The 16,814-nt window shown below is 66.1% G+C and carries 10 protein-coding genes; 3 read left to right on the top strand and 7 right to left on the bottom strand.

The genetic code is table 11. From position 1 onward, the window contains the following. Positions 1-14: 14 nt before the first annotated feature. The 4 genes from casB to cas3 are packed head-to-tail and all read right to left on the bottom strand — an operon-like array spanning position 15 to position 4,862. Positions 15-605 (bottom strand): type I-E CRISPR-associated protein Cse2/CasB, encoded by a 591-nt coding sequence (gene casB, locus AC0685_RS42265; protein ID WP_478230660.1) that lies wholly within the window; start codon positions 603-605, stop codon positions 15-17. Further along, on the bottom strand, positions 602-2,188 hold the full coding sequence (casA, locus tag AC0685_RS42260; protein ID WP_478230659.1) for a type I-E CRISPR-associated protein Cse1/CasA: 1,587 nt from the start codon (positions 2,186-2,188) through the stop codon (positions 602-604). Before casA ends, casB begins: the two co-directional genes overlap by 4 nt. After that, the gene (locus AC0685_RS42255) at positions 2,185-2,505 is read right to left on the bottom strand and encodes a hypothetical protein (protein WP_478230658.1); all 321 of its coding nucleotides are present in this window, start codon (positions 2,503-2,505) and stop codon (positions 2,185-2,187) included. The genes casA and AC0685_RS42255 overlap by 4 nt, the downstream gene beginning before the upstream one ends. Further along, positions 2,502-4,862: a CRISPR-associated helicase Cas3' gene (gene cas3 / locus AC0685_RS42250; protein ID WP_478230657.1), complete on the bottom strand. Its 2,361-nt coding sequence runs from the start codon at positions 4,860-4,862 to the stop codon at positions 2,502-2,504. Before cas3 ends, AC0685_RS42255 begins: the two co-directional genes overlap by 4 nt. A 2,981-nt stretch (positions 4,863-7,843) precedes the next feature. Here cas3 and AC0685_RS42245 point away from each other — a divergent pair. Further along, positions 7,844-8,629 (top strand): DUF2637 domain-containing protein, encoded by a 786-nt coding sequence (locus tag AC0685_RS42245; RefSeq protein WP_478230656.1) that lies wholly within the window; start codon positions 7,844-7,846, stop codon positions 8,627-8,629. A gap of 1,824 nt (positions 8,630-10,453) precedes the next feature. Here the strand turns inward: AC0685_RS42245 and AC0685_RS42240 are convergent. The 3 genes from AC0685_RS42240 to AC0685_RS42230 all read right to left on the bottom strand — a co-directional run bounded on the left by AC0685_RS42240 (position 10,454) and on the right by AC0685_RS42230 (position 14,850). Beyond that, positions 10,454-10,642 carry a hypothetical protein gene (locus AC0685_RS42240; protein WP_478230655.1) on the bottom strand — a complete coding sequence of 63 codons (189 nt, stop codon included), beginning with the start codon at positions 10,640-10,642 and terminating at the stop codon, positions 10,454-10,456. 270 nt (positions 10,643-10,912) lie between these two features. Then, the gene (locus AC0685_RS42235) at positions 10,913-11,530 is read right to left on the bottom strand and encodes a hypothetical protein (RefSeq protein ID WP_478230654.1); all 618 of its coding nucleotides are present in this window, start codon (positions 11,528-11,530) and stop codon (positions 10,913-10,915) included. Continuing rightward, positions 11,527-14,850, bottom strand: a complete 3,324-nt coding sequence (locus AC0685_RS42230) for an error-prone DNA polymerase (protein ID WP_478230653.1) — start codon at positions 14,848-14,850, stop codon at positions 11,527-11,529. Before AC0685_RS42230 ends, AC0685_RS42235 begins: the two co-directional genes overlap by 4 nt. A gap of 333 nt (positions 14,851-15,183) precedes the next feature. Between AC0685_RS42230 and AC0685_RS42225 the strand changes: the two genes are divergently transcribed. Together AC0685_RS42225 and AC0685_RS42220 are read left to right on the top strand one after the other, a co-directional pair. After that, positions 15,184-16,296, top strand: a complete 1,113-nt coding sequence (locus AC0685_RS42225) for a tyrosine-type recombinase/integrase (RefSeq protein ID WP_478230652.1) — start codon at positions 15,184-15,186, stop codon at positions 16,294-16,296. Then, complete coding sequence (locus tag AC0685_RS42220; RefSeq protein ID WP_478230651.1) at positions 16,293-16,610, top strand: helix-turn-helix domain-containing protein; 318 nt, start codon at positions 16,293-16,295, stop codon at positions 16,608-16,610. The genes AC0685_RS42225 and AC0685_RS42220 overlap by 4 nt, the downstream gene beginning before the upstream one ends. The last annotated feature ends 204 nt before the right edge of the window (positions 16,611-16,814 follow it).

Genomic DNA, 16,814 nt, shown 5'->3' with positions numbered 1-16,814 from the left:
GGTCTCCGAAAGGGTCAGGCCGATGCAGGCAAAGAGGTTGTTGTGTCGTCGGTCGAAGCCGTGGTGGCTGTGTAGTCAGGGCTGTGGAAGTCGCGGGCCCAGCGCAGCCGGATCCGGTGGGCCCGGTTATCGCGGTAGCCGTCTCCCATCAGGACGACGAGGTCGTCGAGGAGCGAGGAATAGTTGACGGGGATGTCGTCACTGGCCAGCAGACGGACGATCTGGCGCAGATGATGCGGTAGGACGTCGCGTTCCCGGCCGAGTAGTTGCTCGAAGCGGCGGGCCGCGGCGTCACCGCGCTTCTCCCGCAGTGCCCGCATCGAGGAGCCCAGAGAGCGGTGACCGCGCCTCGCAGGCTGCGGATGGGTAGCGAACAGGCCCGCGACCAGGAGCCAGACTTCCTGCTCGGACTCGGGTGGATCGTGCCGGAACACGATCTCGTATGCGGCGGTCTGCTGCCGCGGGCCCGTCAAGCTACGGCGCAGCCGGGCGAGCGCCTGGCGGCACTCGGATTGCCGTTTCGGGATGCCGGAACTGGCTCCGGCATGCAGTGAGTAGAGGGCCTTGACGAAGGTGTCTCGTCGTTCAGCGACGGATGTGGTCACTCGGTCTCATCTTTCGTGAGGTACTTGGCGGCTCGGGCGTCGAAGATGCGGGCGATCTTGGACAGCCGGTTCCGGAACACCGCGTGCTGTTTGCCGAGCATGCTGAGGTTTCGATCGGACGCCGCGACGCCGGCTGTCCACGTCTCCGCGGCGTCCTCGGCGATCCGCAGGACCGTTCGTCGCCAAGCCGTGACGGCGCTCCGTTCCGACGTGGCCCGCAGCCGGGCGGTGTTGACCGCACGCAGGAACACCTCGGACGGCCGGGCCAGCGCCGGCCAGTAGGCAAGGTCGAGGGTGACGTCCGGCTCGGCCCGCATGGCCTTGTGGTACTCACGCTGCATCCCGCGCAGCGCCGCTCCGGCTTCGTCGGCGAGTTCGATAGCGGTACCGATCAGCCCGGCCAGTGCATCGTCGGTCGCACGGATCAACGCGACCGGCGCGGGAACCTCCTCCTCGAGATACCCCTCCACAACGGACGCGTTTTTATCGAGCTTCTGCCCGAACACACGCAACGTGTAGACAGTGTCGTCCGGGATGTAGCCGGCTTCGGTGAGCGCGGCGATCTGTTTCAGGGCACGGGGCCGCTGTCGTGTCCGCTCTTCCTCCCACGGATCGTGCAGCAGCAGTTCGACACTGTGCCTCCAGACCCCGCGAACGGGATACAGCCGGATCGGGAGCATCTCGGTACCGGCTTTGACCCTTCCGTTCGCGGCAGTGGGAGCGCGGAACGCGGTCATAATCTCCTGGTCAAGCGGCTTGCCCTTGAGACGCACACCGGGAGTCATGACCGCGTGGGCAACGACCTGCTCGTCACCGACCGACTCAGGAAACAGCCTGATACGCCGAGCCGGCCACGTCAGGAGGTCAGTCCACCCCAGGAAGGAACGACTTCCCGGAGTGGGTGGAGGCACTTCTTGTTCCCAGGCCGGAGCATCCTTCAGGGTGGTCCCCGAAGGCTTGTCGGCCTCTTGATCGTAGGTGAGCGCGTTCAACAGGAGGGTTTCCTTCAGCGTCCGTCCCTCGACGACCACAATCCCCAAGCTGCTGCACGGCGCACGTTCCGAGGACTTGACCTTCTCATACGGCGTCTTCATACCACCCGGGTCGAAAGCCTGAGCTGTCACCAGCCATCGCGCAGCTGCGGCCGGTGACACCTCCACGCGATCCGACACGACGGTGTGGTCGAACAACGTCGCGTTGTTCCCGACGGACTTGTGCGGGATCAGCTTCGCGACGGTACTGCTCTTCGCTCCCGGAAGTGCCGGGCATTGCAGGAACGGCACCTCGGGATGGAACAGATCGAACTCATGCGCCTTGAGATAGCGATCAAGTGGGGCCTCGTCGAACGCCTTGGCCGACCACAACTCACCCCAGTCGTCGCGGCGAGCCGGCCCGTAAACTCTGTGCAGCAGCGCCAAGACCAGCCTGTACAGCGCGGCGGTCATCGGCGGTGTCTCTCCCACGATCCTGCGGATCTCGTGCGCTTGCAGCAGCACATCACGCAAGCTCACGTCCTCGCGCGTGCCATCGAGGCGAACCACAGAAATCCATGGTTCGACGCTGAGGTCGAATGGGGTCGTCATGTCTCCTCGATCGCGTAGACGCCGAACTGATCGTGGTAGGCCAACGTGAATTCGCCGACCTCGCACCTGTTGTTGTCGAAGACCAGCGCGCGATGCTGGTTGAGCCACGGATCAGCTGCGAACTCGGACGACACTTCACGCTCCAGTAAGGCGTGCACCACCTGTGGGGGAACGTTTTCCGGAGCGACCAGAACAGCAGCGGAATCCAACAGCTCGTCTGATCCATCACTCCACATTGGATGTACGACGCCAGCCGAATCACGGCGGAACAGCACCACGCGGACCGACCGCTCGCCGTAAACCTCATCGCGTGTCATCGACGTCTCCCCGACGGCTTTCGTGTCTGTCTGGTACTTCTCGGCCGTTCGGTAAGCTCGGCGAGATCCTCGACCGCGTGCGGCATGGGGAGGTATGAAGTGCTGGCGGCCAACTCATCTTCGGCGCGCACGGCACGAAGACGTTCTCCTTCCTCGCTCCACGCACTTTCCCAACCTCGCGGGCACTCGACGTCGCCCCCATAAACTCGGTCGACGAGATGCGACACCTCAGTGGGCGAGTCGATATACGGCCGGTCACGAAGCAGAGCCCACGTGCGCATCAACACGATCGGCGCGTACACGTTCCGCAGATAGGGCGGAAACCGCGGCCCCTCCTGGCTGTCAGTGACCCCGGTGATGACCAAGCGGAGCTGCCCGCGCGACTGGTCACGTCGATGCCGGTGGATCCGGCCAGCCCGCTGAATCAGCGCATCGATCGGAGCAAGATCCGTGAGCATGGTGTCGAAATCGAGGTCGAGACTCTGCTCCAGCACCTGCGTACCGACCACGATCGCCCGCCGCGGCCGCACCCCGTCCTCGCCGAAAAGCTCCCTTAGCTGCTGCTCGACGTCACGGCGCTGCCCTGCTGGCAATGGGCCATTGATCGCGATGAGCAGCGGCCGCTCGACTTCCGGAAGTTGATCGATCCGCTTCTTCAAAGAGTCGTAGGTTTTCACCGCCCGCTGCTTCACGAGATTGTGGATCACCGCGACACAACGGTCCTGGCTCGCCTCCTCAAGAAGCCAGTCCACGATCTCCTCGTTGCCGATACGGCTCAGGTGAATCCGGCGGTCCTTGTTCAGGTCGGAGACCTCCGCAGGATGCTCGGTAGCACGGGTTGCCGTGGCGACCGTGACGCGCGGGTAGGACACCGTCGAGAGCACCTCGGGAATCTGCTGCGGTGGGCATCCGCGGCGGCCAGCCTGCCAAGCCGCGATCAGTGCCTGCCTTCGCCCGGCCGGGAGCGTCGCCGACAGCAGGATGACAGGGGTGCCGAGCGCGCCCAGCCACATCAGCAGCCGCTCCAGCAACGTCGACATGTAGACGTCATACGCGTGCACCTCATCGAACACGACCACCTTGTTCGACAACGCGGCAAGACGAACGAACACGTGACCGGACCGGATCGCGGCCTTCAGTGCTTGATCGATCGTCCCGCAACCAAGCGGTGCCAACAGACTCCTCTTCCGCGTAAACCACGATTGCGCCGCAACGTCATCGTCGCCCTCATCCCTGCCGACTTCCGTCGGCTTCGCGCCGGCATGCACCAGATTCACCGGCGTCTCGTCGCCCAGCTCGTGCAGCATGGACTGGATCTCCAGCAGCATCTGATTGCTGGTCGCCTGAGTCGGCATCGCGTCGTAGAAGCCCGCCATCCTAAGTTGACGCACCATCGACGTCGCAGCCTGTAGCGCCGCCTTCGACTTCCCCTCTCCCGTCGGCGCCTCGACCACCAGCAGAACCGGCTCCGTCAAATCTGAAGTCACCAGCTCGACAACCTGTTGAACAGGCCGAGGGGTACGCCGGAACAACGTCTCGAAGTCCGTCTGCACCGGTGGCGACCACGGCGATATCCCCAACCGCACGACCGCTTCGTCAGCCTTCGCGTCGCAAGACTTCACATATGCGTCCAGGTCGACGCCTGGCTCCAGGGCCCGGAAGTTGCTGGTATCCGAGGCCACCCAGTCGCTCACGGTCGTCAGCGCCGCCAGCCCGATCGCCGCAGGTAGCGACAGCCGCAGATCCCGCCATTCAACAAGACTGGGCTCCGACACGCCTCGGAGCCTGACCACGTCAAGAACCAGCGCCGTACGCCACGCCGCCCATCTCTCTCCGCCATGCGCGTTGCGCTCACCACGCGCCTGGCGAATTGCTTCACCGGCAGGGAAATGACCATGATGTCCACCCAAGACCTCCGAGACACGCAGCGCCGCGCCCTTGGCCGCGCCCCATGACTCCAGCATGTCCCTGACATGCAGGGCGGTCAGGATCCCGTGCGGCGCATCTACCCTTCGCCCCATCCCAGCAGGCTTGCGGACCATGTCGAGATCCTCGATCGCCAGCCCCCCGAAACGCTTCACCGCAAGCTCGTAGACCAACCCCTGGAAGTCGGGTGCGTACTTCCCGATGTCATGCAGCCCGCAGAAAAGCGGCACCCACGATCGCGACAGAGCAGGGTCGGGAAAAATCTCGGCGAGACGCGCTCGCACGACCCCGCCCAGCATGACGTCAACCAACCGCTGAGCAACCGAGGCAGTATCCAACGAATGACAAATCAGCGGATGGCAACCAGCACGCCCCGAAGACTTCCCCCATGGCACAACCGATCCAGGCACGGCCACGCCCAACTCCCCCATCTCGCACACCAACTCTTGCCTTTTTCCCCGACGAGGCTGGCCACTTTAGCCACCCACGAACCGCCCACGAATCCACCCCTCCCTCAAGAGAAATACGCGCAAAGCGCACCTGCAAGCTACGTTTTCAACACGTTCGATTGAGTCTTGCTTCAGATTAAGGAGGATCGATCTCACTTGAAGCCCCGCTAACTACCACTCAGGTAAACCTGAAGGAAGTTCACATACATGGGTTGAGATTGCCTGAGGTATCAGGGAGAACAGTGGTCAAGTTTGATAGCCCTCAAGGCAAGGCAGGACGCAAGGGCCGGGACAGAATTACATGCCGTCGTCTCTCGCGAGCGCGGCTGGCATCTTCATCGGGAACTGCGAATGGTCTACTCCAACGTTGTCTCCGTGTCAGCAAGCCGAGCCAGCAAGGTTGGTCCCGAGTCCAGCAGCGCTTGCGCTGGCGGCCCTTGTCATCCTCCCAGGCAAGGTTGGTCCACCGTCGTTTCTACGACAACGTCTCCGGTGATCTCGTCACTGCGCAGGCGTGGCTGGTCCGCGCACAAAGTCGTGGTAAGTCTTCGTCGAATCGTTCTTCCTGCGCGAGCGGGGCTAGTCCGTCGAAGTCCGTGACTTCGTTGCGGATATCCTTGTCATTCCGCGCAGGCAGGGTTGGTCCGTCGTCGGCGATCAGGACGTTGTTCTATTCACGATCGTCCCCGCGCAGACGGGTTTGTTCGTTGCAGAGCGGTCCGGGAAGGTCCGACCGTCTGTCGTCCCCGTGTCGTCCCCCGCGCAGGCGGGGCTGGTCCCTGCTCGCGAGTCATGGTCGGCGGCACCAGCAAGTCTTCCTCGCGCGAGCGGGGCTGGTCCCAATGGGTTCGGGAAGACAGGCGCCACCATGCCGTCCTCCCCGCGCGAGCGGGATTGGTCCGCAGTGCCCGGCGTGCTTCATCCGTGCACGTGGTCGTCCCCGCGCATGCGGGGTTGGCCCTGCGTCCTGCCGCTTCACGTGCGGCTGGATCAGGCCGTCCTCGCGCAGGCGGGGTTAGCCCCTTCGGCGCCCAGGTCTTGAACCCGCTAGTTCAGTCGTCCCTGTGCATACGGGGTTGATCCGTACGGCTACGTGACTCACCTGTCGGCGGAACTGTCGTCCCCGCGCATACGGGGTCGGTCCCGACGCGGCGAGAATTCGGGCGGTAGCAGCGTTGCCGTCCTCGCACAGGCGGGACTGGACCGGCGGGAGCAATCGTGAAGACTGCGGAGTCTCAGTTCTCCGCGTGAGTGGGGCTGGTCCCCACTTGATCGTGCTGCCTTCCAGCCAGGCGTCGTTCTCACCGCACGAGCAGCGGTGGCCCGACTCTCCTCGCCTTGGTCCAGGAGAGCGGCGGGTTCTCCCCGCGCGAGCGGGGTTGGTCCGTTGAATTCGAAGCAGCCGTTCTTACCACCGCTATCGTCCCCGCACTAGCGGGGTTGGTCCCGACCACGTGTTCGCGGTCGTGTTCACCCGGCCGTGGTCCCCGCGCGAGCGGGGCTGGTCCTCTAGGTCCGTGCAAGTGAGAATTCAAGTCTCAGTCTTCCTCGCGCGAGCGGGGTTGGTCCGGCGAAGGCCACGAACCGGTTCGGTTCCAAGCCGCCGTCCCCGCGCAGGCGGGCGGGGCAGGTCCCGACATCTTGTGTTCAGCGGGGAGGCCGAGGGAGCCCTCCCCGCACGAGCGGGGTTGGTCCCTGGTTCGCGCTCTTGATGAGGTCGATGTCCTTGTCGTCCCGCGCCAGCGGGGTTGGTCCGCTCGGCCGGAACCCGTCGGCGTATGACGTGTTGTCGTCCCCCGCGAGCGGGGTTGGTCCGGTCCGGCACGTCGCGGTCGTGTCGCACACGATGTCGTCCCCGCGCAAGCGGGGCTGGTCCTGCGCCGATGATGAGCCCGTACGGCCCGACCTGGTCGTCCCCGCGCAGGCGGGGCTGGTCCCTAGCCGGACTACCTGACCGGCAGCCTCGTCACGTCGTCCCCGCGCATGCGGGGTTGGTCCGCAGAGGTGTTCATACTCAGCTCACATGTAGCGGTCGTCCCTCGCAAGCGGGACTGGTCCCTCGATCCGGGTGCGGCAGACCGGCTGAGCGTCGTCCTCCCCGCGCGAGCGGGGCTGGTCCGCGGATGCAGGACGCGCTGTACAACAAGACGGTGTCGTCCCCGCGCAGGCGGGGCTGGTCCGAGCTCGATCCACGCCAGCGCCAGCCAGCCAAGGTCGTCCCCGCGCGAGCGGGGCTGGTCCGTCCCGCATGTTGAATTCGTGCAGTCCCGGCTGGGTCTTCCCCGCGCGAGCGTGGCTGGTCCGGACATGATGGAGCGGTGGCCGTCGTCGCTTTGGCCTTCCCCGCGCGAGCGGGGCTGGTCCCTCGCCGCGGATACCGGCGTGATCGTGTCGGCGGGTCGTCCCCGCGCAGGCGGGGCTGGTCCCCTGACGAGGCTCGCGCTGCTGTCCCACTTCAGGTCGTCCCCGCACAGGCGGGGCTGGTCCCCGGTGCGCGGCCTCCAGGCCCTTGCGCCACCAGTCGTCCCCGCGCAGGCGGGGCTGGTCCTGGGGCCTGCGCTACATCTCCAGCCGCTACGGCGTCGTCCCCGCGCAGGCGGGGCTGGTCCGGCGGCGAGGGCGTCCGGGGTGACCTAGGCGTCATCGTCCCTGCGGAGGCGGGGCTGGTCCCATGAGCAAGGATGCCCGCGCCGGATCGACGTCGCCCCCGCGCGGGCGGGGCTGATCCTCGGCATCTCTCCCGGCCAGGCCAGCCGTTCCCGCACAGGCAGGGTTGGCCCCACGGGTAGATGGTGGCCTGGTTGCCCCGGTACGTCGTTCAAGCAAACAATGCAGTTTGATCACTGACTAAGCGCTCGGACCCGGTGACGAGGTACGGACAGCAACCACGCGCCCTCGCAGCCCTCTGAGCTGCGACTTTCCGCCACACTGAGGATCAACTGGCTCCGCCGGGGAGCTTCGTCATGAACAGCTTCCGGCGAGACCTTGCTCTCTGGATTCAATGCAGCTGTACTGCCTTGGTCGCGCTCGGCGCGGCCTACGCCTCCTACATCCACGGACGCCAGTTCGCCCTCCGCTTCGGCGCCGACACGATGACCGCCTCCATCTGGCCCCTCATCGTCGACGGCCTCCTCACCACCGCCACTGTCGAACTCTGGAAACCGAGCCGCGACGGCTCAAGCCGATGGCCGGCCTGGTCCGCGTTCATCTTCGGCATCTCGCTATCCCTCTGCGCGAACATCGCCTCGACACCCTTGACCAGCGCGTTCGGAGTCGCCGTCACAGCATGCCCACCGCTTGCCCTGCTGCTGGCCGTCGAACTCCTCAACCGAGCACTCAAACACCACCGCACCGAACCACCAACGCCCTCACCCGCCGACCGCATTCACACGGAACCCGAACCCCTCGCGCCAACTCCGGTCATCCCTCGGCCGACAACACCAAACCCGACGGACCAGCCATCCAAGCCCACCGCCGAACAACTGATGTGGACCCACTACCAGCACGAACACACCCAAGGCAGAACACCCACCCGCGCCGAACTCGACCGCGTCGCCGGAACCCACAACTACGGTCGCCGCATCCTCCGAAAATGGCGCAAAGAAGGAACACTCACGCATACAACCCCAGCCAACTCCGAACCGCACCCGCCACACGAAACACCGTCAAAGCACCAAACGACGACACCAACGAACCCACCTCCACAAGCGGACACCCTCAAACGAGAACTCGCCGAATCGATGCCCTGAGATTCGAGCCAACGCCATGATCAGCATGAGGACATACGACAACCAAACTGAACAAAACCAGCAGCATGATCTTCAAAGGACCAGGTCAGTTCGTGTCGTCCCCGCGCGAGCGGGGTTGGTCCTTGCAGTACGTTGCTCTGCTGCATGGTGAGCGTGTCGTCCCCGCGCGAGCGGGGTTGGTCCTCCGGCCTGAGGGTCAGGCGGGGCGGACGCCGAGTCGTCCCCGCGCGAGCGGAGTTGGTCCGCTCGGCCCGATCACCCGCGTGCTCTCGGCCGCGTCGTCCCCGCGCGGGGTTGGTCCTACCCGGCCGGCTTCACCCGTGTTCGGGTTCTCGGCGTCCCTGCGCGAGCGGGGGTTGGTCCGTCGGGAGGAACCGGTCTTTGATCTCGGCGGCCAGTCGTCCCCGCGCGAGCGGGGTTGGGCCGGTGGCTCTCGACATCGTCACGGGGCCGACGGCGTCGTCCCCGCGCGAGCGGGGTTGGTCCCGCCCTCATCGACCGCGCGATCGACCTCGGCATGTCGTCCCCGCGCGGGCGGGGTTGGTCCGCCGTTGGCGTTCCGGTTGGCGTACGCGGAGCGGTCGTCCCCGCGCGAGCGGGGGTTGGTCCCGGATCATGGACGCGCTCGGGATCATCCTGACGGTCGTCCTCGAGCGAGCGGAGTTGATCCCTTCGGGCTTGAGCATTTCTTCTTCTCCTTACCGTCATCCCCACGCGAGCGGGGTTGGTCCCGTCGCGTTGTCGGCCTCGAGTTCGGCGATGTGGTTCGTCCCCGCGCGAGCGGAGTTGGTCCGTTGTAGATGATGAACGGGCCCGCGAGGCCCGGGTCGTCCCCCCGCGAGCGGGGCTGGTCCGTCGACGTACTTGCCGCCGCGTGCCATCGCGGCGTCGTCCCCGCGCGAGCGGAGTTGGTCCCTCGGCCGGGCTGCTGTCGTCGGTCTCCAGGTGGTCGTCCCCGCGCGAGCGGGGTTGGTCCGTACCGGACTGGCTGAACCCGTGGTTCGGCGGCGTCGTCCCCGCGCGAGCGGGGTTAGTCCGGGCGCTCGCGGGATCCGGGTGTTGTCCGGTTCGTCGTCCCCGCGCGAGCGGGGTTGGTCCGGTATTCGACAGAAGGAACAAGCCGCCCCGTAAGGGCCAGACCGATTCCCTAAACACAAAGAGCCAAGGCCGGGGGGCATGGGCTTTGCGACCCCGCTCGGACTCGAACCAAGAACCCTCCGGTTAACTGGTTCGAGCCCTTTCCCGTCGATCTCAGTCGGTCTAGCTGGGACGTTTGCGAACGCTCATGCCCTGAGTCGATCTCGGTCGCCCTCGTTCGACGTGCAACTTCGCCTTTAAATCGCCCCTAGTTCCTGACGAAGTAACTAGCCCAGGCAAGCCGGACCTGATCAAGGATTGTGATCCCACGCGACGGCGACCAGACTGAATGAAATTCGCCAGTATGATCTTCAAACAACCAGGTTAATTAGTGTTGTCCCCGCGCAGGCGGGGTTGGTCCCCCTGATCGGGGTAGACAAGGATCCGTCGGCCCGTTGTCCCCGCGCAAGCGGGGTTGGTCCCAAGGGGAGACGACCAGTGAAGCTTTTCGGGTGGTTGTCCCCGCGCAGGCGGGGTTGGTCCCACGGACACGATCACACGGCCGGTGGTCGAACAGTCGTCCCTGCACAGGCGGGGCTGATCCGGTCTTCGACGTCGCCGCCAGGATGGTCAAGCTGTTCTCCCCGCGCGCGGGGCTGGTCCCACCATCTCGAACCCGGACACCGCGTTCTCCAAGTTCTCCCCGCGCAAGCGGGGCTGGTCCCGCTGGGATGCCACTTCTGCGATCTACCATGCCGTTCTCCCCGCGCGAGCGGGGCTGGTCCCTGCGTGCTGCACTACGCCGCCGAACACCACCCGTTCTCCTCGCGCGAGCGAGGCTGGTCCCTGGAGCATCCCGACGTTGAGGCCGCCGTAGCCGTAGTCCCCGCGCGAGCGGGGCTGGCCCGTACGGGGCGAGAAGGTGGTTTGGATCATGAGCGTTCTCCCCGCAGGAGCGGGGCTGGTCCCTGCTCCTGGGCCGACTGGCGCGTAATGCCGTCCAGTTCTCCCCGCGCGAGCGGGGCTGGTCCTACCCGTACTTCACCGTCACCTCCGGCGTGAAGTTCTCCCTGCGGCAGCGGGGCTGGTCGTCCTGGAAGCCCGTCCACCGCGGCGTCGCCACGCCACCATGGAGGCATCGGCCGGACGGGTTCCGGGGAGCGTGACGCTGCCCCGTAGCCCGCGATCACCAGCCGAGTGAACAGCTCACCACCACTTCGTCCACCGCGACTCGGCAGGGACCACCTTCGCGTTGACCTGATGCGTGCAGGGGTGCGGGCTCGCAGGCCCGACCGCTCCAACCCTGGCCCAGAACGCGACAGTGACCGGGTCACGCCCGATGGGCAGCATCGACCATTCGAACCTGGCGCCCCGCTCCATGGCGGCGTTCACCAGCACGCGGCCAGCCCCACGACGTCGATGCTTCTCTTCGACCTCGACATGGACGAGGATCGCGCGTCGGTCGACCGGACACAGCGACAAGCGCACTTCACCGAAGACCCTGTGCCCCAAGCGAAGCTGGATGACGCCGATCCCGGCGGAAACCGGTGGAGGCAGGACGACCAGGCGCAGGCCGTACTCGTCCACCCCGGTTTCCACGACCTGCCGCTCGACAGCGGTGTCGATCACCGCCCAGACTCCGCCGACACCGGTCAACGCATGGCAGGCCTCGCACAACCATTCCGGCGCCCGATAGTCCTGCGACCAGCCCTGCCGCACGCCGCCGACCGCCAACTCATGCCCCCACGGGCACCGCTTCGGGGCGCCCGAGCCTGGCCGGATCGGTACCTCCAGCGTCCGCCACTCCCGGTTTGCTCCAGTCACCGGAAATCACGCGACTTCGACGCCAAGCCCCTGAGTTCCAACGGCCGCACTTGATCCGCGACGAGAGTGGATGATCCTTCGGTGACTTGAGCGATTCCGCGGAACAGCAGGGCGTTGCTCGCCACTAGCACCTTCCTACTCCGGTGAAACAGGCCCGGGGAGACGAGGATGTTGGCCATGCCGGTCTCGTCCTCGAGGTTGAAGAAGGTGATCCCGCCGGCGGTCGCGGGGCGTTGCCGGTGGGTGACCGCTCCCCCGATCCAGACCCGTGCCCTGTCCTCGGCCTGGCCGAGCTGGGCGGCGGTGATGGCGCCGTGGTCGGTGAGCCACTGGCGGAGGTATTCGACGGGGTGGGAGCCGGGTGAGATGCCGGTGGCCCATAGGTCGGCGGCGGTGACCTCGAACCGCGTCATCCCCGGCAACGCTGGGGCGTCCAGGCCGGGCGCGAGACCTGGCAGGTGCTCGGGTCGGGTGGTAGCGACGGCACCGGCGGCCCAGAGCGCCTGCCGTCGTTCCAGGCCGAGACTGGTGAACGCACCTGCGGTGGCCAACGCCTCGATCGCGGGTTTCTTCAGCCGGACGCGTTCGGTCAGCTCACCGACGCTGATGTAGGGGCCGTTGTTCTGCCGTTCGGTGACGATCGCTTCAGCCGCTTCGTCGCCGACGTTCCTGATCGCGGCGAGGCCGAGCCGGATCGCGTGGCCGCCGGTGCTTTCGGGCTCAGGTTCGAGGGTGGCGTGCGGGAGGCTTGAGTTGATGTCCGGCTCACGCACGATGACGCTGTGGCGGCGGGCGTCGGCGACCAGCGATTGCGGGGAGTAGAACCCCATCGGTTGCGCCCGCAGCAGGCCCGCGCAGAACGCCGCCGGCCAGTAGTACTTGAGATGCGCGGAGACGTAGACCAACAGGGCGAAGGACATGGAGTGGGCTTCGGGGAAGCCGTAGCCGGAGAACGCGTGGATCTGCTCGAACACGGACACGACGGTGTCGCGGTCGACCCCGTTCGCCGCGGCACCGTCGAAGAACCTCTTGGCGAGTTTCCGCATTTTGGCGCTGGAGCGTTTCGCGCCCATCGCCCTCCGCAACAGATCCGCCTCGGCCGGGGTGAAGGAGGCGACGTCGACGGCCATCTGCATGACCTGCTCCTGAAACAACGGCACCCCGAGTGTCCTATCGAGACTCCGCGCCAGCAGAGGATGCTTGTGCTTCCAGGTTTCCTCGCCGCGGCGGCGGGCGATGTAGGGGTGGACGGAGCCCCCTTGGATCGGGCCGGGCCGGATGAGCGCGACTTCGACGACGAGGTCGTAGAACTTCCGCGGCCGCAACCTCGGCAGCGTCGCCAGCTGCGCCCGGGACTCGACCTGGAACACACCGATCGCGTCCGCCGCGCACAGCATGTCGTAGACCTTCGGGTCGGCGAGGTCGAGCTTGCCGATGTCGACCGTCTCACCGTGGTGTTCGGCGATGAGGTCGATCATGTAGTGCAGCGCGGAGAGCATGCCGAGGCCGAGCAGGTCGAACTTCACCAGCCCGACGGCGGCGCAGTCGTCCTTGTCCCACTGCAACACCGACCTGCCGGGCATGCGGGCCCACTCGACCGGCACCACCTCCGACACCGGCTCCTTCGAGATCACCATCCCACCCGAATGGATCCCCAGATGGCGGGGGAAGTCTTCGAGGGCGTCGGCGAGTTCGAGGATCTCAGCGGGGATCTCCCCCGCAGCCTCGACACTGGTTTTCTTCACGCCGGCCCAGCGGTTGACGATCTTGCTGTAGGCGTCCTGCTGGCCGGGGCTGTAGCCGAGGGCTTTGGCGGCGTCCCGGATCGCCGACGGCGCCCGGTAGGTGATCACGTTCGCCACCTGCGCCGCATGGAAGCGGCCGTGTTTGTCGTAGACGTACTGGATCGCTTCTTCGCGGCGGTCGGACTCGATGTCGATGTCGATGTCCGGCGGCCCGTCCCGCTCCGGCGCCAGGAACCGCTCGAACAACAGGCCCCACTTCACGGGGTCGGCGTGGCAGATCTCCAGCGCGTAGCAGACCGCACTGTTCGCCGCGGATCCCCGGCCCTGGCACAGAATGTTGGCTTCGCGGCAGAACCGGACGATGTCCCACACCACCAGGAAATATCCCGGGAACCCCAGCTTCTCGATGATGTTCAGCTCGTGTTCGAGCTGGGCGTAGGCCTTCGGGTAGTCGTCGCGGTGCCCGTAGCGTTTCGCCGCGCCCGCCCAGGTCAGCTCCCGCAGGAACGACATCTCGTCATGCCCCGGCGGGACCGGGAACGGAGGCAGCTCCGGGGCGACCAAGCTCAGGTCGAAGGCGCACTCCACGCCGAGCAGGGCAGCACGGGTGACCGCGCCGGGATACCGCGCGAAAACCTCGGCCTGCTCGGCGCCGGAACGCACGAACGCCATGTGCGCCGCCGACAGCCAGCCCTCCATGTCATCCAGCGACCGGCGGGCGCGGACTGCGGCCACCGCGTCACCCAGTGGGCCCCGGCCGGGGTGGGCGTAGTGGACGTTGTTCGTCGCCACCGTCACCACCCCCGCCGCCTCCGCCATCGACGCCAACGTGTCGTTGAAGGTCGAATCGAGGGGCAGGCTGTGATCGATCAGCTCCACCGCCACGTTGTCGTGTCCGAACTTGTCCACCAGGGACACCAGCTCCGACATCGCCGTGACCTTGTCGTCCGCGGCGAGGGCGCGGCGGATCCTTCCTTTTCGGCAGCCGGTCAGTACCAGCACATGCCCCGCGAGGTCGTCGACCAGCGCGGTCTCGTCATAGACCGGGCGGCCCTTCTCCCCGCCGGCCAGCTGCGCCCGCGAGATCACCCGGCACAAGCGGCGGTACCCCTCCAGCCCGCGGGCCAGTACCAGCAGGTGCGCGCCGCCCGGGTCCGCGACCCCGTTCTGCGGCGCGGGCAGATCCAGCGACAACTCCGCCCCGAAACCCACGCGGACGCCAAGCTCGCGGGCGGCCTCGTTGAACCGCACCGCCCCGTACATGCCGTCGTGATCGGTCAGGAAGATCGCGTCCAAACCCTGGCGAGCGGCCTCCTCGACCAGCTCCTCCGGGTGGCTGGCACCGTCGAGGAAGCTGAAGTTCGAATGCGCGTGCAACTCCGCATACGGAACCCGCGGCACCGCGCCCCCGTCGTCGTCCCCCTCACGGACCCGCAAATCCACCGGCAGCCCCGCATAACCCTCCCGCTTACGCGACCACGCCGGAGAATCGTTCCCATCACCCTCCACCCGAGGACGACCGGACGCGACCCGCTGAATCTCACGCCACGGGACAGCAGGATTGTTGAACGCCACACCAGCTCCACACCACACGCTCTGCCGTGGGGGGAAGCCAGCGACAAACACTCGAACATACGCACGAAATCTGTCAGCGATCCTGACTCGTCCAGGGCCCGCCGTCAAGCCGAGAATGAGCCAAGTTGCATCTATCACAACAGGCCGCCGGTGCAGCGTTTTTGCAGATCAAGAGCCTGACAACCCGCCCTCAGCGAGTCAAGTCGAGCCTCTGACGTCGAGCGGCGGACGCCGCTACCGCCCAGGTCGACAGACCCTTTGACCGTTAGCTCGAACGAGTAGAACTCCGCTCCATTCAACGCCACATCGTTGTGTTTGATGCAACATACTGTGGTGGACGACGATCTTGCCGGGACGGCTCGCATGATGCTTGTCGAGGGCGTGTCGTTTCTTGATCCGGAGACGGCGGTCTTCGAGGCGATGCTCGAGGGGTGGGCGCGGCAGCAGCGAGTCCGGTTCCTGAAACCGAGGACCATCCATGCCCGGCTGCACCTGGTTCGGCGGTTCGCCGCAGTGTCGAACCAGTACCCGTGGCAGTGGACAGCGGGCGAGGTGGAAGCGTTCCTGTCGCAGCTACGCTCCGGCGACAGGCCGGTGCGGATGTCGACGCTGCGCGCGCATGAGTGCGTGTTGCGCTTGTTCATGCAGTACGTCACCGATCCGCGATACCAGTGGCCTGATGTGTGCCTGCAGCGATTCGGCGCGGCGCCGATGATGGTCTTGCATGAGTTCAACAGCGTCCGGCACGTCGCCGACGTCGAGAGCCGCCCTGAACGGCGCGCGTTGAGTTACGACGAGGTGCAGGCGTTGTTCGACGCTGCCGATGGATTAGCGGATCAGGCGCGGGCGCGTGGCCGCAAGGGCGGCATCACCGCGTTGCGGGACTCGATCGCGCTCAAGACCGTGTACGCGTTCTGCCTCCGGCGCAGGGAAGCCTGGGGCCTGGATCTGCCTGACCTACGGCACAATCCTCGTATCCGCCACTTTCAACGGTGCGGTGCGCTGTTCGTTCGCTGGGGCAAGAGCTCGCGCGGCAGTCCGCCGAAGCGGCGGACTGTCCTGCTCGTGCCCGAGATGGACTGGGTGGTCGAGCCGTTCGAGGAGTGGCTCGAGGAGATCCGGCCGCTGCTGAACACCGCCGGGCTCCAGGCGCTGTTCCTCACTGAGCGGGGTAGCCGGCTGGCGCCGCGGGGTCTCAACGCGGCGTTCCAGCGGGCCCGTGACGCCGCGGGCCTGGATGCGGAACTCGATCTGCATTGTTTGCGGCATTCCTATGTGACGCACCTGGTCGAGTTCGGATACCCTCCGCGGTTCATTCAGGAGCAGGTCGGCCACGCGTACCCCAGTACGACCTCGATCTACACCGACGTGTCGGACGAGTTCCGGAACCGGTTGATGCACCAGGCACTCGGCGCCTTCGCGCCATTCATGTGGGAGGCGCCGTGACCAAGAAGATGACCTTCGAATGGCATCTGCGTATGCGGATGGCCGAACGCGGGATGTTTCAGACCTCAGATCTGGTCAAGCCCTTGGCAGAACGCGGAATCGTGCTGTCCCGCGAGCAGATCTATCGGCTCGTGACGACACCACCTCAGCGGCTGTCGATGGACGTGTTCGCCGCGCTGTGCGACATCCTCGCCTGCGCACCGAATGACCTGATCGAGATCAAGGCCGCCGGAACGGCGACGACGAAGGCAGCTGGAGCGACACGGCTTCCACAGGTTCGCCGCAGCACCATCCGCCGCCCGGATTTGTCATGACACAACCGAACCCGGCCCACGGCGGAGGCCAGCACCACACCGCCTAACACCGCGATGGCGCAGGTAAAAGCGACGACCATGGCGTTGATGTCGTCTTCACCCCGAGGACCCTGAGGTTCCCCCCAAACCGTGGAGGCATGGACTTAGAGGATCATGAGTTGTGCCTGAGAAGCGAAGGAAGTTCGATGCGGAGTTCCGTGAGGG

The sequence above is a fragment of the Amycolatopsis sp. NPDC043889 genome (assembly GCF_056435645.1).
This window is presented reverse-complemented; position numbering and strand designations above follow the sequence as displayed.

What these genes read in the sequence shown, in the direction of transcription:
- casA (WP_478230659.1), bottom strand. Translation starts at nt 2,188, where the DNA reads ATGACGACCCCATTCGACCTCAGCGTCGAACCATGGATTTCTGTGGTT.
- AC0685_RS42255 (WP_478230658.1), bottom strand. Translation starts at nt 2,505, where the DNA reads ATGACACGCGATGAGGTTTACGGCGAGCGGTCGGTCCGCGTGGTGCTG.
- cas3 (WP_478230657.1), bottom strand. Translation starts at nt 4,862, where the DNA reads ATGGGGGAGTTGGGCGTGGCCGTGCCTGGATCGGTTGTGCCATGGGGG.
- AC0685_RS42245 (WP_478230656.1), top strand. Translation starts at nt 7,844, where the DNA reads ATGAACAGCTTCCGGCGAGACCTTGCTCTCTGGATTCAATGCAGCTGT.
- AC0685_RS42240 (WP_478230655.1), bottom strand. Translation starts at nt 10,642, where the DNA reads ATGATCCAAACCACCTTCTCGCCCCGTACGGGCCAGCCCCGCTCGCGC.